Origin of the sequence: Stenotrophomonas pavanii (assembly GCF_900101175.1) — a bacterium.
In the GTDB taxonomy this organism is placed as follows: Bacteria; Pseudomonadota; Gammaproteobacteria; order Xanthomonadales; family Xanthomonadaceae; genus Stenotrophomonas; species Stenotrophomonas pavanii.
The window spans coordinates 168106-184916 of record NZ_FNFQ01000008.1 but is presented as its reverse complement, the minus strand read 5'-3'; the positions used below and the strand labels follow the sequence as shown (position 1 = coordinate 184916).

General features: G+C 66.5%; 15 protein-coding genes and 1 pseudogene. 7 read left to right on the top strand and 9 right to left on the bottom strand.

The features are described 5' to 3' along the window. Nucleotides 1–263 precede the first annotated feature (263 nt). Nucleotides 264–1202 (top strand): carbohydrate kinase family protein, encoded by a 939-nt coding sequence (locus BLS66_RS14775; protein WP_005411078.1) that lies wholly within the window; start codon nucleotides 264–266, stop codon nucleotides 1200–1202. A gap of 144 nt (nucleotides 1203–1346) precedes the next feature. On the opposite strand, the pseudogene BLS66_RS20955 reads toward BLS66_RS14775, so the two are convergent. The 6 genes and pseudogenes from BLS66_RS20955 to ubiE all read right to left on the bottom strand — a co-directional run. Then, nucleotides 1347–1436, bottom strand: a pseudogene (locus BLS66_RS20955) (HAD family hydrolase); the annotation flags it as partial. 36 nt (nucleotides 1437–1472) lie between these two features. Next, a complete protein-coding gene (locus tag BLS66_RS14770; RefSeq protein ID WP_074726181.1) occupies nucleotides 1473–2108 on the bottom strand; it encodes an HAD family hydrolase in 636 nt (211 codons plus the stop codon). Beyond that, the gene (locus BLS66_RS14765) at nucleotides 2096–2827 is read right to left on the bottom strand and encodes a hypothetical protein (protein ID WP_074726180.1); all 732 of its coding nucleotides are present in this window, start codon (nucleotides 2825–2827) and stop codon (nucleotides 2096–2098) included. Before BLS66_RS14765 ends, BLS66_RS14770 begins: the two co-directional genes overlap by 13 nt. A 238-nt stretch (nucleotides 2828–3065) precedes the next feature. Beyond that, complete coding sequence (locus BLS66_RS20600) at nucleotides 3066–3836, bottom strand: hypothetical protein (protein WP_143025174.1); 771 nt, start codon at nucleotides 3834–3836, stop codon at nucleotides 3066–3068. Between the two features lie 322 nt (nucleotides 3837–4158). After that, on the bottom strand, nucleotides 4159–6090 hold the full coding sequence (locus BLS66_RS14755; RefSeq protein WP_074726178.1) for a M1 family metallopeptidase: 1932 nt from the start codon (nucleotides 6088–6090) through the stop codon (nucleotides 4159–4161). A 183-nt stretch (nucleotides 6091–6273) separates the two neighbouring features. After that, nucleotides 6274–7035, bottom strand: coding sequence for a bifunctional demethylmenaquinone methyltransferase/2-methoxy-6-polyprenyl-1,4-benzoquinol methylase UbiE (gene ubiE, locus BLS66_RS14750; RefSeq protein WP_005411082.1), 762 nt, complete (start codon nucleotides 7033–7035; stop codon nucleotides 6274–6276). Nucleotides 7036–7115: 80 nt separating this feature from the next. Here ubiE and BLS66_RS14745 point away from each other — a divergent pair, with 80 nt between their 5' ends. The 4 genes from BLS66_RS14745 (at nucleotide 7116) to BLS66_RS14730 (ending at nucleotide 8929) form a co-directional block, all read left to right on the top strand. Continuing rightward, nucleotides 7116–7568 (top strand): nucleoside deaminase, encoded by a 453-nt coding sequence (locus BLS66_RS14745; RefSeq protein WP_005419409.1) that lies wholly within the window; start codon nucleotides 7116–7118, stop codon nucleotides 7566–7568. A gap of 199 nt (nucleotides 7569–7767) precedes the next feature. After that, nucleotides 7768–8028, top strand: a complete 261-nt coding sequence (locus BLS66_RS14740) for a hypothetical protein (RefSeq protein ID WP_049464600.1) — start codon at nucleotides 7768–7770, stop codon at nucleotides 8026–8028. 74 nt (nucleotides 8029–8102) lie between these two features. After that, nucleotides 8103–8429: a hypothetical protein gene (locus BLS66_RS14735; protein ID WP_049464602.1), complete on the top strand. Its 327-nt coding sequence runs from the start codon at nucleotides 8103–8105 to the stop codon at nucleotides 8427–8429. Nucleotides 8430–8506: 77 nt separating this feature from the next. Beyond that, on the top strand, nucleotides 8507–8929 hold the full coding sequence (locus tag BLS66_RS14730; RefSeq protein WP_049464604.1) for a low affinity iron permease family protein: 423 nt from the start codon (nucleotides 8507–8509) through the stop codon (nucleotides 8927–8929). A gap of 79 nt (nucleotides 8930–9008) precedes the next feature. Here BLS66_RS14730 and smeF read toward each other — a convergent pair whose 3' ends face one another. The 3 genes from smeF to smeD all read right to left on the bottom strand — a co-directional run bounded on the left by smeF (nucleotide 9009) and on the right by smeD (nucleotide 14838). Beyond that, nucleotides 9009–10409 carry a multidrug efflux RND transporter outer membrane subunit SmeF gene (smeF, locus tag BLS66_RS14725; RefSeq protein ID WP_143025173.1) on the bottom strand — a complete coding sequence of 467 codons (1401 nt, stop codon included), beginning with the start codon at nucleotides 10407–10409 and terminating at the stop codon, nucleotides 9009–9011. Nucleotides 10410–10518: 109 nt separating this feature from the next. Continuing rightward, nucleotides 10519–13641, bottom strand: a complete 3123-nt coding sequence (smeE, locus tag BLS66_RS14720) for a multidrug efflux RND transporter permease subunit SmeE (RefSeq protein ID WP_074726176.1) — start codon at nucleotides 13639–13641, stop codon at nucleotides 10519–10521. 12 nt (nucleotides 13642–13653) lie between these two features. After that, nucleotides 13654–14838, bottom strand: coding sequence for a multidrug efflux RND transporter periplasmic adaptor subunit SmeD (smeD, locus tag BLS66_RS14715; RefSeq protein WP_074726175.1), 1185 nt, complete (start codon nucleotides 14836–14838; stop codon nucleotides 13654–13656). Nucleotides 14839–15046: 208 nt separating this feature from the next. Here smeD and smeT point away from each other — a divergent pair, with 208 nt between their 5' ends. Together smeT and BLS66_RS14705 are read left to right on the top strand one after the other, a co-directional pair. Next, a complete protein-coding gene (gene smeT, locus BLS66_RS14710; protein WP_005411090.1) occupies nucleotides 15047–15706 on the top strand; it encodes an efflux transporter SmeDEF transcriptional repressor SmeT in 660 nt (219 codons plus the stop codon). Between the two features lie 45 nt (nucleotides 15707–15751). Continuing rightward, on the top strand, nucleotides 15752–16744 hold the full coding sequence (locus BLS66_RS14705) for a Gfo/Idh/MocA family protein (protein ID WP_074726174.1): 993 nt from the start codon (nucleotides 15752–15754) through the stop codon (nucleotides 16742–16744). The last annotated feature ends 67 nt before the right edge of the window (nucleotides 16745–16811 follow it).

Genomic DNA, 16811 nt, shown 5'->3' with positions numbered 1-16811 from the left:
GGTGTCGTGCCCGCCGCGGGATGGCGAAAAAATGGGCAGAAATCGAGGCCGACAAGCCTAGCAACCCGCCTGCCGCCGAGCAAGGAAAAAACTAGCTGAACCCGCGTCTTCACAGGCTTTCGGCCTGATCGGGCATCACCCGGTTCTGGCCCTGAGCGGCACCAGCGGGTAACCTTTGCGCCGTCGGGCGCCCAAGGGCGCCGTTTGCTTGCCCGCTGAACCGGGCCGGCCCACCCCAAAATTCACCGCATAGGCTTACATCGATGTCCGCTCTGATCTGTGGTTCTCTTGCCTTCGACACCATCATGGTGTTCCCGGACCAGTTCAAGAATCACATCCTGCCGGACAAGGTGCACATCCTGAACGTGTCTTTCCTGGTGCCGCGCATGCGCCGCGAGTTCGGCGGCTGCGCCGGCAACATCGCCTACAACCTGCACCTGCTGGGCGGCCAGCCGATCCCGATGGGCACCGTGGGTTCGGACTTCGGCCCGTACCGCGAGTATTTCGAAGGCCTGGGCATCGACCTGTCGCGCGTGCGCGTGATCGATGAGCTGTTCACCCCGCAGGCGTTCATCACCACCGACCACGACAACAACCAGATCACCGCCTTCCACCCGGGCGCGATGATGCGTTCCTACGAGAACCATGTGCGCGGCGTGCCGGGCGTGACCCTGGGCCTGGTCGGCCCGGACGGCCGCGAAGGCATGATCCAGAACGCGCAGGAATTCCACGAGGACGGCATCCCGTTCATCTTCGACCCGGGCCAGGCCATGCCGCTGTTCAACGGCCCTGAGCTGCGCGCCTTCATCGATCAGGCCGACTACGTGGTGGTCAACGACTACGAGTCGAACCTGCTGCAGGAGCGCACCGGCTGGGACGAAAAGGAGATCGTCAGCCGGGTCAAGGCCTACATCACCACCCGCGGCCCGAAGGGCGCGGTCATCCACACCCCGGAAAAGAGCTACGACATCCCGCCGGCGCACGAGCGCCGCGTGGTCGACCCGACCGGCTGTGGCGACGCCTTCCGCGCCGGCCTGATCTACGGCATCCAGAAGGGCTACGACTGGCTGACCATCGGCCGCATGGGCAACCTGATGGGCGCACTGAAGGTCGAGCATCCGGGCACGCAGAACCAGCGCTTCACCTTCGATGAGTTCAACGAGCAGTTCAAGCAGCAGTTCGGTTACGCGCTGGGCGCGTAAACCGAACTGCCCGCGCATTCCACCTTATCCCCGCGCCTTCGGCGCGCCCCCTTGAACAACAAGGGGGCTTTCCACCCGATGCGCTGCTGGGAATGCTGTTGGTAGGTGTCGACCTTGGTCGACACTGCCGGCCAGCGGCCGGCACTACCCCTTCTGCTGCCAGGCCGCCAACAGCGCGCGGCAATCGGCGAAATGCCAGTCGGCCCGGCCCGGCCATGGGTGTTCTGGTAGGTGTCGACCTTGGTCGACACTGCCGGCCAGCGGCCGGCACTACCCCTTCTGCTGCCACGCCGCCAACAGCGCGCGGCAATCGGCGAAATGCCAGTCGGCCCGGCCCGGCCATGGGTTCTCCGGCAGATTGACCAGCACGGTGTGCGTGCCTGCGGCACGGCCGCACTCCAGGTCGTAGGCGTGGTCGCCAACCATCACCGCCTCCGCCGCTGCAACGCCCCAGCGCCGCAGGTGCTGCTGCAGGCCATCCGGCGAGGGCTTGGGCACCGCTTCATCACGGCCGACGATGTCGGCATCATCGAACAGTTCCCCGACCCCGATCGCCTCCAGCGTCAGCTTCGCCAGCGCATGGTCGTTGCGGGTCAGGATGCCCAGCCGGCACCCCGCGGCCGCCAGCGCGCGCAGCAGCGTCACCGCGCCCGGCGCGGGCAGCGCGTCCTCGGCCAGCGCGCGCTCATGATCCAGCAGCCACGCGCGCTTGGCCTGCGCCGGCGCGTCCGGCAGCGCCGCGATATGGTCGAGGATGTCTTCCTCGGCCGCGATCTGCAGCGCACGGCGGATCGCGGCGAAATCATGCACGGCCACCGTCAGCGTGCCGTCCATGTCGAACACCCAGTGCCGGATCGCGGACAACGCGTGCACTGCGCTGCCCGCCGCCCCCGTCACTGCCACCACTGCGGCATGCGGCTGGCGTCGACGCCACCGGTTTCGAACACCGCCGTGCGGGTGCCGCCGGCCTTGACCGGGAACTCGATGCTGATCGACTTGCCCTTGCGCGCCAGCTTCCACAGCGCCTTCTGGTCGGTGATGAACAGGGCGATGGCTTCATCGGTCTTCGGGCGCCACGCGGCCATCGATACCGGCTTGCCGTCGTCGACGGTCACCTTCACCGTGCACTGCGGGCAACGGAAATCACCGGCCTGCAGCACCAGGTAGGCGTGCCGCTTCCACTCCGGGTGATCGCGGAACACCAGCTGCACCGGCTTGGCGCCGCTGCCATCCACGTCCACCCGTTCCTTGCTGTATATCTGCGCCGACACCTGGTTGCCCTTGCTGCCCACCGGGATCTGGTTGTACTGCCACAGCGCCTGCATGCGGCGCAGGTCGCGCGCGGCATCGCCCTTGGCCTTGACCTCGTCGAAGCCGGCGGCGATGCGCTCGGCGGCGGCGGTGTCCTTGTACTGGTCCAGCAGCGAGGCGCCATGCAGGCGCGCGCGTTCCCAGTCCTGCGCGGCCACGGCCATGTCGTACTGCTTGGCCACGTCTTCGGCCTTGGCTTCCTTCTGCGCCTGCACGGCGGCCGCGGCGGCTTCCTGCGCCTTGCGCTCTTCCTCGGGGTTGCTGCAGCCGGCCAGCGCGAAGGCACATGCAGCGGCCAGGATCAGTCTTTTCATTGCGTGCTCCCAATCGGTGAAGACGCCTGCCGGCGTGACCGGGACACTTTAGCAACCCGTGGTGGATGGACGCATGCCCGTGAACGGGAGTGGCCGGCAACCAGGCACGTTGCCTATCCCTCTGATCACCATCTCGTTCCAGGAACCCACCGGTGCAAGCCCACTCTTTTCTGCGAACACCTCCCCATCGGTGACATTCACCTGCCGCTTCTGCCCATCGCGACGTCAGGCAAGCATCTCATCGCTGGAGGCCGCAACCATGACCTGCCTTCCGCGCAGCGGACACAGTGCGAAAACCGGAGCCACTGGCTGAACGCCAGCCTTGAAAGGACACCCCAGGAGGAAGCCAGAAGGGTCGCCAACCCGGAATGATCACCAGTTCATGCCATGTGCCATTACTTTCCAGGGAGGCTTCGCGCGCCTTCTTCTCCGCAGACGTAACCTCAGTGGGGCCGCCTCCTGCTGAAGGGGTCGAGTGGATGGTGTCCAGTTTCCAGAGTCGGATACGCTCATGACCTTCAGGGGTCCGATCGCTGGAGACCTCGTATCTTTCGACGCCGTACGCCCATGGAAACTCGACTTTGGTTTTACGCGCCTTGCCAACGCCGTTATCACCCCGCACTTCAGCGGCTGCACTGGCTACCATCGAGATTCTGCGGCTCAGCTCAGCGTACATCCATGTTACGGCAGCCAAAGCCTCCGGGTCGTCGCCCCTACTGGGCAACCCCGTCCTAACCGGGTTGAACCAAGGCTCTTGCCCGCAAAGCACGATGGCCACAATCCCCCTTTCTCCAATCCACGCCGTCTGGTCACCATTTTGATAGAGACGCAAACTGCCACTGAACGTGGGGATGGACTCCCCAGTGGAGTACTTGATGAGATTTGCGGACTTGAACAGCAACGCTTCTGCAGGCGATGCGGTAGAGACTGCGGGTGTGGCAAGGAGAAGTGCTGCGAGAGCCAGACCGCTCAGAACCGGGATCGCGGCGGGCCGCATGTATTTTTGCATTGACGTTTTCATGGGAATGCCCCTCGCCTGCGACGCTGCGGAAACCGGCCTGATGGAATTGAAGATTGCATACCTGTGGGATATGCAATGGACTGCACTGCATCCAGCGGCTGGCAACCAGCCCCGTTGATGCAAGACAGAATGTTCAAGCTCAGGTCCAGGGAAATCCATACAACAATCTTCAAAAACTCTTGCAGACACCCATCACGCAGACCCAACGCCTCCTTCCGCCTTCATGAACGTGACACCGCGACCGATGGTTGCAACCACAAAAAACGGCAGGTTTCCCTGCCGTTTTTTTGTTCCGCACCAACGCCGACGATTATTTGCCGGCGCTTGCCTTGGCCAGCATGTCCTGCACCGAGGCGGTGGTGATCGGGTGGTAGCCCGGCTTGGCCCTTTCGAAGGCCTGCTTGGCCAGCTCCAGCCCCTTCGGGGTCTTCACCAGTTCGGCGTAGATCGGCAGGATCAGCTTGCGACGGCCGACGCGCTCGATGAACGCGGCAGCACCTTCATTGGCCTGCTCGTAGCCGCTGCGGATCGCCAGCGGGTACCAGCGCATGGCGATTTCGCCATTCGGGGTGCCAGTGAAGTGGAACGCCTTGTCCAGCGTGGCCAGCTTGTCCAGCGGCTGGGTCGCGCCCAGGCCGTCGATGAAGCGCACCCATTCCTGCGTGCTCCAGTCGGCGATGACCTGGCTGCTGGGCACGGTGCCGGCGCTGGCGAAGGCAATGCGCGCGGTATCGACGCTGCTGAAGTTGCGCGACTGCGCCTTGGCCGCAAACGCCGGGATGCCCGGCTCGTCCAGCCACGCCTTCAGTTCAGCCTCGGTCACGGCCGACGGATTCTTCGGCAGCAGGTTCTTCTTCATGTACGCGACGAACTGATCGGTGTTCGCGCTCTGGAAGGCGTGGTCATCGAACCAGCCGCGCAGGAACGGATCGAAGGTCTCGCGGCCGAAGCGCTGTTCCAGGAACTCCAAGAACCATGCACCCTTGACGTAGGCGACCTGGCTGAGCGCTTCGTCGGGGTCGCGCTCGTTCAGCGGCGGCAGCGCCAGCGCCTGGTCGGCCGGGCTCATGTCCTTCACTTCAGCCAGCAGGTCGGTCTGGTCGATCTGCTTCTCCATCTCGGCCATCTCCTTGCCGTACAGGGCTTCGGTGATGCGGCCCTGGACGTAGGTGGTGAAGCCTTCATTGAGCCAGATGTCCTTCCAGCTGGCGTTGGTCACCAGGTTGCCCGACCAGCTGTGCGCCAGTTCATGGGCGACCAGCGAGACCAGCGACTTGTCGCCGACGATCACGGTCGGGGTGGCGAAGGTCAGGCGCGGGTTTTCCATGCCGCCGAACGGGAACGACGGCGGCAGCACCAGCATGTCGTAGCGGCCCCAGCGGTATTCACCGTACAGCTTCTCGGCGGCACCGATCATCTTCTCGGTGTCTTCGAATTCCTTGGCGGCCTTGTTGACCATGGTCGGCTCGGCCCAGACGCCGGAGCGGCCGGAGATCGGCTCGAACACCAGGTCACCGGCGGCGATGGCCAGCAGGTAGGACGGAATCGGCTGCGGCATCTTGAAGGTGTAGTCACCGTCACGCGCGGCCTTCGGATCGTTGTCGGCGCTCATCAGCACCATCACGTCCGGGCGCGAGACCACGTGCGCGCTGTAGGTGAAGCGCACGCTCGGGGTGTCCTGCAGCGGCACCCAGGAGCGGGCATGGATGGCCTGCGACTGGCTGAACATGAAGGGCAGCTTCTTGCCCTCGGTCATCGACGGCGCCAGCCACTGCAGGCCCGAGGCGGTCGGTGCGGTGTGGTAGGTCACTTCCACCTTGGCCGGCTGCTCCGCGGCCTCGATGGTCAGCTTGCTGCCGAACACCTTGTCGGCCGGGGCCAGTTCGAACTTCAGCGGGCTGCGCGCGCCATCGGCGGCGACGGCCTCGACCTTGGACACGGTCAGCTCGCGGGTGTCGAGCACCAGCTGGCTGGCGTCCTTCTGCTTCCACTCCAGCGTATAGGTGGCGGTACCGCCGATCTGCTTCTGGTCGAAGTCCAGCTTCAGATCCAGCGCGATGTCCTTGATGACGACCTTGTCCGGCTCGGCGTACGAGCTTTCGTCGTGGCTGCGGTTTTCGGCGTTCACGGGGGCGGCGGGGGCCTTTGCGGCAGTCGGGGCGGCGGCGGGCGCGGCCGCCTCCTGGGAGCAGCCGGCGGCCAGGGCCACGGCCAGCGGAAGGAGCATCAGCGGATTACGCATGAATCGGGACCGTTACGGGGATCAAACCCCAATGGTACCTCCCTCCGGCCGCGCAGGCGTTGCGCGGTGCGGGGTAATGGCAGCCCACAGCACCGGTAGTGCCGGCCGCTGCCCGGCATCCGCACGGACGATGACCGGGCACGGGGATGCCGGCCAGCGGCCGGCACTACCCGGACACCGGGCTTACAGCTTGTAGCCGGAGTGGATCGAGACGATGCCGCCGGTCAGGTTCTTGTAGTGGCAGCGCTCGAAGCCGGCCTGCCCCATCATCGCCTTCAGTTCGTCCTGCGGCGGGTGCTTGCGGATGCTCTCGGCCAGGTACTGGTAGCTGTCCGAATCGTTGGCGAACAGCTTGCCCAGCTTGGGCAGGATCTTGAACGAGTGGAAGTCGTAGATCGGCTTGAACCAGTCCGCCGTCACTTCGGAGAATTCCAGCACGCGGGCCTGGCCGCCCACCTTCAGCACGCGGTACATCTCGCGCAGGCCGGCGTCCTTGTCGGTCACGTTGCGCAGGCCGAAGGCAATGGTGACCAGATCGAAGCTGTTGTCCGGGAACGGCAGGGCTTCGGCATTGCACTGCACGTAGTCCAGGCCCAGCACCAGGCCGCGGTTGGTCAGGCGGTCACGGCCGACCGACAGCATGCCGGCGTTGATGTCGCCCAGCACCACCGAACCCTCGGCGCCGACGCGCTCCTTCAGCAGGGCGGCGATGTCGCCGGTGCCGCCGGCCAGGTCCAGCACGCGGTCGCCCGGCTTCACCTGCGCGGTCGCCACGTAGTAGCGCTTCCACGCCCGGTGCACGCCCAGGCTCATCAGGTCGTTCATCAGGTCGTAGTTGCGCGCGACCGAGGTGAACACCTGGCCGACCAGCTTCTGCTTGTCCTTGGCGGCGACGTCGCGGAACCCGAAATGGGTGGTACCGGCTTTGTAGGGGGATTCGCTCATGCCCCCGATTATCGCACCGCCGGGGGCCAGCGGCACCCCCTGCCCGTATCATGGCGGGCCACGACTTACCGGAGCCCCACATGATCACCACGCCCGACTACCAGGCCCTGCTGCAGACCGCCATCGCCGAAGCCCGCCAGGGCCTGGCCGAGGGCGGGGTGCCGATCGGCGCGGCGCTGTACCACAACGACGGGCGCCTGCTCGGCTGCGGCCACAACCGCCGCGTGCAGGAAGGTGATCCGTCGGTGCATGGCGAGACCGACGCCTTCCGCAAGGCCGGCCGCCAGCGTCGCTACCAGGACACCATCATGGTCACCACCCTGGCCCCGTGCTGGTACTGCTCCGGACTGGTGCGCCAGTTCAACATCGGCACCGTGGTGGTGGGCGAATCGCGCACGTTCCAGGGCGGCATCGACTGGCTGCGGGAGAACGGCGTCAACGTGATCGACCTGGACAACCAGGAATGCGTGGACCTGCTGGGTGATTTCATCAGCCGCCACCCGGACATCTGGAACGAAGACATCGGTGAATGAGCAGCGCAGCGCCTGCCGTTCCACCCGTTTAATGAACGCTTCAGTGCCGGCACCTTCTAGTGCCGGCAGCGTTTGCGGCCATCACTGTGACCGTGTGCACAGTCAGAGAGCGGGCCTGCACACGTTGCGGTAACACTCGCCACCGCCAACACGCCTACGGTGGGGTTCACCGGGGCTCCTTTCCCCGGCGGAGCCAGCCATGTGCGCGCACGCCGTACGCCCTACGCCAGACCCGATTCTTGCCCCGATCCGCGACCGCCTGCAGCACCAGTTCGCGCTGCATCGGCGCGGTGCATTGTTCTGGACCGCCTACCAGGGGCTGCAGCTGGAACTGGCGCGCAGCCATCCGCTGGAGCATGAGCGCCTGTGCAACGCCATGGCCGACATGGCCGAAGACCTCGGCGCCGTCGAGCACGCGCAGCTCATAGGCAATCGCAACGCCGGCTCCACATCCCGCTGACACGGCATGCACCGGCGCATACGCCACACTGCGATCACCCCCCACTCCCATCCACCTCAACCGATTGGATCGACATGCACGCTGAAGTTCCCGCCATTCCCCCGGTCATCAACGTTGACGCCGAGCTTGATCACTGGCGCCGCCAGCATGCCGACGGCGCGCTGCCGCACAACTCGTTCGGCTCCTACGTGCCGTGGATCAAGTTCGCCTGTGATTCGCTGATCACCCAGCCGCGCGCCAGCAATGCGCAGCGCGACGAGATGTTCCAGACCCAGTACGCCCTGCAGATCATGCCCCGCCTGAGCGAAGCCCAGGCCCGCGAATTCGTCGACCGTTGCTGGCAGCACGTCTACCAGAGCAGCCCGGTACGCCTGCAGGACGCGCCGCGCCTGCGCGCCTGAGCTGCGGCGAAGCGGCTGCACGGTCCCTGCACGAGCCACTACCGATCATCCTCGTCACCTGAGTGGGACGGACGACGATGAAAGCACGCAACCTGTTCAACACCATCGCCAAGAAGGCCGCGGCAGCCACCGGCTCGCCCTGGACCTTCCTGGCCGCCGTGACCATCGTAGTGGTCTGGGGCATCAGCGGTCCGGTGTTCGGCTTCAACGACACCTGGCAGCTGGTGATCAACACCGGCACCACCATCATCACGTTCCTGATGGTGTTCCTGATCCAGCACACGCAGAACGCGGACACTGCCGCGATGCAGATCAAGCTGGACGAGCTGATCCGCGCGACCAGCGAGGCCAACAACGAGCTCCTGGACCTGGAAGAACTGGACGAGGAGCGGCTGGAAGAAATCCGGCGCGAGTACGAGCAGATGGCACGCGAAGCTGGCGACGCGCTGGCGCGCGTCCGCGCCTGCCACGCCGCGCGGCGTGACGACGAAGCGGTCTAGCCCTGTAGTGACACTGCCGGCCAGCGGCCGGCACTACCCTCGATCATCAAGGTAGAGCCGGCCGCTGGCCGGCTGTCCTTCAGCCGCGCTCGTGCCAGCCACCGCCCAGCACCTTGTACAGGGTGATGCGGTTGGACTGCTGCGCCAGCTGGGCCTGCAGCTGGGTCTTCTGCGCGTTGTAGGCGGTGCGCCGTGCGTCGAGCAGGGTCACGAAGCTGTCCAACCCGGCGTCATAGCGCGCCTGCGACAGCCGATTGGCCTGCTCGGCCGCCTCCACCAGGCGCTGCTGCGCGCTGACCTGCTCGTCCAGGCTGACGTTCAGCGCCAGCGCGTCGGCGGTTTCGCGGAAGCCCACCTGGATCGCCTTCTCGTACTGCGCCAGCGCGATATCGCGGTCGGCATTGGCGATGGCGAGGTTGGCGCGCAGCTTGCCGCCCTGGAAGATCGGCAGGGTGATCTTCGGCAGGAAGCTCCACACGCGGGTGCCGCTGTCGAACAGGTTGGACAGTTCGGTCGAGCCACTGCCGATGCTGCCGGTCAGCGAAATGCTCGGGAAGAACGCCGCACGTGCCGCGCCGATGTTGGCGTTGGCGGCCAGCAGCTGGTGCTCGGCGGCCATGATGTCCGGGCGCTGCAGCAGCACGTCGCTGGGCAGGCCCGCCGGCGGCGGCGCCAGCGCGAGCAGCTGCGGGCCGATGCTGTCCGGCAGCAATGCCGGATCCAGCTGGCCACCGGCCAGCAGCGCCAGCGCATTGCGGTCCTGGGCCAGCTGCCCGCGCAGGCGCGCGGCATCGGTGCGTGCGGTCTCGACCAGGGTGCGGGTCTGGGTCAGCTCCAGGGCGGAGCTGCCACCGCGTTCGTGGCGTGCCTCGGCCAGGCGCAGCGAATCCGCGTAGGTCTTCAGCGTGGCCTCGGCAATCTTCAGCTGCTGCGCATCGGCACCATAGGTCAGCCACGCGGTGGCGGTCTCGGCGACCAGGCTCAGCTGCGCGTTGCGGCGGTTGGCGGCCACGGCGAAGTACTGCTGCAGCGCCGCTTCGCTGAGGTTGCGGACGCGGCCGAACAGGTCCAGCTCGAACTCGGCCACGCCAACACCGGCGGTGAACTGCTCGGTGACGCCGGCGTCGGTGCCCTGGCGCTGCATCTGCCCGGTCACGGCCACGCCGGGCACGCGGTCGGCGCGCTGCACGCGGTACTGCCCCCGCGCGCGTTCAACGTTGAGCACGGCCACGCGCAGGTCGCGGTTGTTCTGCAGCGACTGCTCGATCACCTGCTGCAGGCGCCGATCAGTGAAGAAGTCGCGCCAGCCGACGGCGGCGACATCGGCGACCTGGCCCTGCGCGGCCTCGGCCGGCCACTGCGCCGGGATGGCCGGCGCGACGGCGGTGTCCTTCGGCGCCAGGGTGGAGCAGCCGGCGAGCGCGAGCGCGGCGGCAATGGAGAGGAACAGGGATGCACTTTTCATGGGAATGGCTTCCATCGGTACTGCCGGATGGCAGGAGGTAGTGCCGGCCGCTGGCCGGCAACCTCGTTGGATTCACATCAAGCAAGCAGTAGGTGCCGGCCAGCGGCCGGCACTACCGATTCGCTTACGTCGCGGACTTGCGCTTGAACACGCGCTGCACCACCACGAAGAACAGCGGCACGAAGAACACGCCGAGCACGGTGCCGACGATCATGCCGCCCAGCACGCCGGTGCCGATCGCCTGCTTGGCGCCGGAGCCGGCACCGCTGGAAATCGCCAGCGGTACCACGCCCATGCCGAAGGCCAGCGAAGTCATCACGATCGGGCGCAGGCGGTCGCGCACGGCGTGCATGATCGCGTCGACCAGGCTGGCGCCCTTCTCCAGGTTTTCCTTGGCGAACTCGACGATCAGGATCGCGTTCTTGCTGGTCAGGCCCACCGTGGTCAGCATCGCCACCTGGAAGTAGATGTCGCGCTCCAGGCCCTTGAAGGTGTTGGCCAGCACGGCACCGAGGATGCCCAGCGGGGCGGCCAGCAGTACCGCGGTCGGCACGCTCCAGCTTTCGTACATCGCGGCCAGGCACAGGAACACGATCATCAGCGACAGCGTGTACAGCAGCGGCGTCTGCGAGCCGGCCTGGCGCTCCTGGTAGGACATCGCCGTCCACTCGATGCCGAAGCCTGCCGGCAACTGCTTGGCCAGCTGCTCGATTTCGGCCATGGCATCACCGGAGGCAACACCCGGGGCCGGTTCACCCTGGATTTCCATTGCCGATACGCCGTTGTAGCGCTCCAGGCGCGGCGAGCCGTAGTCCCAGTGCTTGGTGGCAAAGGCGCTGAACGGCACCATCTCGCCCTTGTCGTTCTTCACGGACCAGAGATCGAAGTCCTCCGGCACCATGCGGAACGCCTGGTCGGCCTGCACGAACACGCGCTTGACGCGGCCGCGATCGACGAAGTCATCGATGTACGAACTGCCCCATGCGGCCGCCAGCGTGCCGTTGATCTGGTCGATCGACAGCCCCAGCGAGGTTGCCTTGGCTGCGTCGATGTCGATGCGGAACTGCGGCGTGTCTTCCTGGCCGTTCGGGCGCACGTTGGCCAGCTTCTTGCTGCCGGCGGCAAGGCCAAGCAGCTGGTTGCGCGCGGCCACCAGTGCCTCGTGGCCCTGGCCACTGTTGTCCTTCAGGAAGAAGGTGTAGCCCGAGGCGGTACCCAGTTCCGGAATGGCCGGCGGCGGGAAGGCGAAGATGAAGGCATCCTTGATCTGGCCCAGTGCCGCCATCGCGCGGCCGGTGATCGGCATCACGCCATTGTTGGCGTCACGCTCGCTCCAGTCCTTCAGCTTGACGAACGCCATGCCCGCATTCTGGCCCATGCCGGCGAAGCTGAAGCCCTGCACCGAGAACACCGAGTCCACCGCGTCCTTCTCGTTCTGCAGGAAGTGGTTTTCCAGTGCCGCGATCGATTCCAGCGTGCGCTCCTGGGTGGCGCCGACCGGCGCCTGCACCAGCGCCATCAGCACGCCCTGGTCTTCGTTGGGCAGGAACGAGCTGGGCAGGCGCACGAACAGCACGCCCATCAGCACGAACAGCGCCGCCACGATGCCCATGAAGCGCCACGGACGGTGGATGATGCCGCGCACGCCGCGCTGGTAGCGTTCGCTGGTGCGGTCGAAGCCGCGGTTGAAGCCATTGAAGAAGCGACCGGCCAGGCCACGGTGGGCGACGTGGTGCTCGCCCTTCTTCAGCGGCTTGAGCAGGGTCGCGCACAGCGCCGGGGTCAGCACGATCGCGACCAGCACCGACAGCGCCATCGCCGAGACGATCGTGGCCGAGAACTGGCGGTAGATCACGCCGGTGGAGCCGCTCATGAAGGCCATCGGCACGAACACCGCCGACAGCACCAGGCCGATGCCGACCAGCGCACCGGTGATCTGGCCCATCGACTTGCGGGTCGCTTCAAGCGGCGACAGTCCTTCCTCGGACATGATGCGCTCGACGTTCTCCACCACCACGATGGCATCGTCCACCAGCAGGCCGATCGCCAGCACCATCGCGAACATGGTCAGCATGTTCACCGAGAAGCCCAGCATCGCCAGCACGCCGAACGTACCCAGCAGCACCACCGGCACCGCGATGGTCGGGATCAGGGTGGCGCGGAAGTTCTGCAGGAACAGGTACATCACCACGAACACCAGCACGATCGCTTCGATCAGGGTCTGCACCACGCCCTTGATCGACACGCGCACGAACGGGGTGGTGTCGTACGGGACCTCGGCCTTCAACCCGGCCGGGAAGAAGCTCTTCATGTCCTCCAGCGCAGCGTTCACGCCTGCGGCGGTGTCCAGCGCGTTGGCGCCGGTGGCCAGGGTGACCGCCAGGCCGCTGGCCGGCTGTCCGTTGTGACGGGTGACGAAGTCATAGGATTCGGCACCCAGTTCGACACGGGCAACGTCGCCCAGGCGCAGCTCGGCACCGTCCTGCGCGCCGCGCACGATGATGTTGCGGAACTGCTCCGGGGTCTGCAGGCGCGACTGCGCGTTGATGGTGGCGTTGAGCTGCTGGCCCTTCACCGACGGCGCACCGCCGAGCTGGCCGATCGCCACCTGGGCATTCTGCGCCTTGATCGCAGCGGTCACTTCCGGCACCGACAGGCCATAGGTATGCAGCTTGTTCGGGTCCAGCCAGATGCGCATGGCGTACTTGCCACCGAACACCTGGATGTTGCCCACGCCCGGCACGCGGCTCAGGCGGTCGACGACATTGGAACCGACGTAGTCGGCGATGTCGTTGGCGTCCATGCTGCCATTCTCGGACACGAACGCGATGACGTTCAGGAAGCCCGAGCTGGACTTGGCCACGTTGATGCCCTGCCGCTGCACTTCCTGCGGCAGCAGCGGCATGGCCAGCTGCAGCTTGTTCTGCACCTGCACCTGGGCGATGTCCGGGTTGGTGCCGCTCTCGAAGGTCAGGGTGATGGTGGCCTGGCCGTTGGACGAGCTGTTGGAGGAGAAGTAGATCAGGCCATCAAGGCCCTTCATGTTCTGCTCGATGATCTGCGTCACCGAGTCCTCGACCACCTTGGCCGACGCACCCGGGTAGGTGGCGCTGATTTCCACCGCCGGCGGTGCGACGTTGGGGTACATCGAGACCGGCAGCTTGAACAGGGCCAGGCCGCCGGCGAGCATGATGATGATGGCGATCACCCACGCAAAGATGGGTCGATCGATGAAAAAGCGTGCCATGGGGTTCTCCGCTTACTTCGCGTCGCCGGCCGGGGCGGCAGGCTGGGCGGTCGCTGCCGGCGTGGCCGGAGCTGCGCCCTTCTCGGTGGCCTTGACCGGCATGCCGGGGCCGATCTTCTGCAGGCCTTCGACGATGACCCTGTCGCCGGCCTTCAGGCCGTCCTCGACCAGCCACTTGTCGCCGACCGTGCGGCTGACCTTGACCGGGCGCACTTCGACCTTGTTGTCCTTGCCGACCACCATCGCGGTGGTGTCGCCCTTCGGGTCGCGGGCGATGCCCTGCATCGGCACCAGCACCGCATCGCTGCGCACGCCGCCGCCGATCACCGCACGCACGTACATGCCCGGCATCAGCAGGCCGTCCGGGTTGTCCACCTTCACGCGCAGGCCGAAGCTGCCGGTGGTCGGATCGACGCTGACTTCGGAGAACTCCAGCGTGCCCTTGTGCTCGAAGGTGCTGCCGTCTTCCATCAGGATGCTGACCGGGAGGGTCTGGTTGTCCTGCAGGCGGCCGGCAGCCAGTTCGCGGCGCAGCTGCAGCAGCTCGGCCGAAGACTGGGTCAGGTCGACATAGATCGGGTCCAGCTGCTGCACCGTGGCCAGCGCATTGGCCTGACCGGCGCTGACCAGCGCACCCTGGGTGACGCTGGACTTGCCGATGCGGCCGCTGATCGGCGCAGTGATGCGGGCGTAGCCCAGGGTGACGTTGGCCGCATCCAGCGAGGCCTTGGCGGCACCGACGTCCGCTTCGGCCTGCTTCTGCGCGGCCACGGCGTTTTCCAGGTCCTGCTGGCTGACCGCATCGACCTTGGCCAGCTCGGTGATGCGCCTGGCGCTCAGGCGGGCGGCATTGGCGGTGGCTTCGGCACGGGCCAGCTGGGCGCGGGCGTTGTTGGCCTGGGCGCGGTAGCTGGCGTCGTCGAGCTGGTACAGCGGCTCGCCGGCCTTGACCATGCCGCCCTCGGTGAACAGGCGCTTGGCGACGATGCCATTGACCTGCGGGCGCACTTCGGCAACCAGGAAGGCATTGGTACGGCCCGGCAGTTCGCGGGTCAGGCCCACGGTCTCGGACTTCAGGGTGACCACGCTGACCTCGCCCGGGCCCTGCTCGGGGGCCTGGGGTTGGCCGCCACAGGCAGCCACGGTCGCAGCGATCGCCAGCGACAACGCAATGGGTCGGATTCGGCTCAGCAACATGACGGAAAGGCTCTCAGGGGAAGGAATCTCAAAAAGCGCTGATATCGACCGATCGGGCCGGCAGGCAACGCGCTCCGGCGTGCGGCGGCAGCCACGGGCGGCCTGCCAGGTACACGGCGGGAATGATGGGAGCGAAATATACATACATGCTTGTTTGTTTGTAAACAGGTACAATTCAGCCACGTTTCACCCGCACTCGTACCCATCCATGGCCCGCAAGACCAAAGAGGACACCCAGGCAACCCGGGAAGGCATCCTTGACGCCGCCGAAGCCTGCTTCCATGAACACGGCGTGGCCCGGACCACGCTGGAGATGATCGGTGCCCGCGCCGGTTACACCCGCGGCGCGGTCTACTGGCACTTCAAGAACAAGAGCGAGGTGCTGGCCGCGATCGTCGAACGCGTGCACCTGCCCTTCATGCAGGAACTGGAGCGCACCTCGACCGACCAGCGCGATACCCCGGTGCACGACCTGCGCGCGGTGATGATCCACTCGTTCATCGAGCTGTCCGAGGACGAGCGCCTGCGCAAGACCATGGAGATCATGCTGCGCAGTGATGCCTCGGCCGACACCCGGGTACTGACCGAAATGCAGCAGGCCGGCTTCCGTGATGCGCTGGACCGGATGGAGCGCGCCCTGCGCCGCGCCCGCGACCTGGGCCAGCTGCGCGAGGGTGCCGACCCCAAGATCGCCGCACGCATGCTGCACGCGACCGTGCTGGGCGTGCTGCACGGCGCGATGGTCGAACCGGACCTGATGGACCTCAAGCGCGATGGCATGCTCGCGCTGGACATGACTCTGGCTGCCTACGTGAAGGACGGCGTGTTCGTTCCCGGCACCGTCCCCGAGCCGCTGCCCGAGGCGTGAACGAGGCTGCTCCCATCACTGCGGCACCCCTGCAAGGGTAGATCGATGATCCTGGACAACGTGGTGTGGGGCTTCATCGGCTGCGGCAGCGTCACCGAGAAGAAGAGCGGTCCGGCGCTGGCCAGTACGCCCGGCTCGCGGGTGGCGGCGGTCATGCGCCGCAATGCCGCATTGGCCGAAGACTATGCGCGCCGCCACGCGATTGCGCGCTGGTACGCGGATGCCGATGCACTGATCGCGGATCCTGAAGTGAACGCGGTGTACGTCGCCACCCCACCCTCCACGCACATGCAGTACGCATTGCAGGCGATCGCCGCAGGCAAGCCGGTCTACATCGAAAAGCCGATGGCAATGGACCATGGCGAATGCGAACGCGTTCTGGACGCCAGCGCGCGCTGCGGCGTGCCGGTGTTCGTGGCTTATTACCGCCGTGCCCTGCCCCGTTTCGCGCAGGTGAAGCAGCTGCTGGACAGCGGCGCGATCGGTACGCCGCGCAGCGTGCGCGCGACCCTGCACCGGCCGCATTCGGCGGCTGCCGCATCGCCGGATTTCTGGCGGACCAACCCCGCCATCGCTGGCGGCGGGCTGTTCGTCGACCTGGGCTCGCACACGCTGGACCTGCTCGACCATCTGCTGGGGCCGCTGAGCGATGTACGCGGCCTGGCCAGTTCGTCGACCGGCGCTTACGCCGCCGAGGACAGCGTCTCGATGTGCTTCCGCATCGGGCCAGGCGTGCATGGCATCGCGCAATGGAGCTTCTGCGCGTTCCGTCGCCAGGATGAGATCGAGATCACCGGCGACCGTGGCCAGCTGCGCTTTGCGACCTTCGAGGATGTACCGGTGGTGCTGGAAACCGAAGCGGGCGTGCAGGCCTTCGACATCCCGAACCCGCCGTCGGTCCAGCAGCCGTTGATCGCGCGCCTCGTGGGCGAGCTGCGTGGCAGCGGCCGTTCGCCATCGACCGGCGCCACCGCTGCGCGCACCAGTGCGGTGATCGACCAGGTGCTGCGGGACTACCGCACCCGGCCATCGCGCTGACCGCACAAGAAAAAGGCCGCCTTGCGGCGGCCTTTTCTGTTGCAGCGGGCGGGGCCAGAGCCCTCGC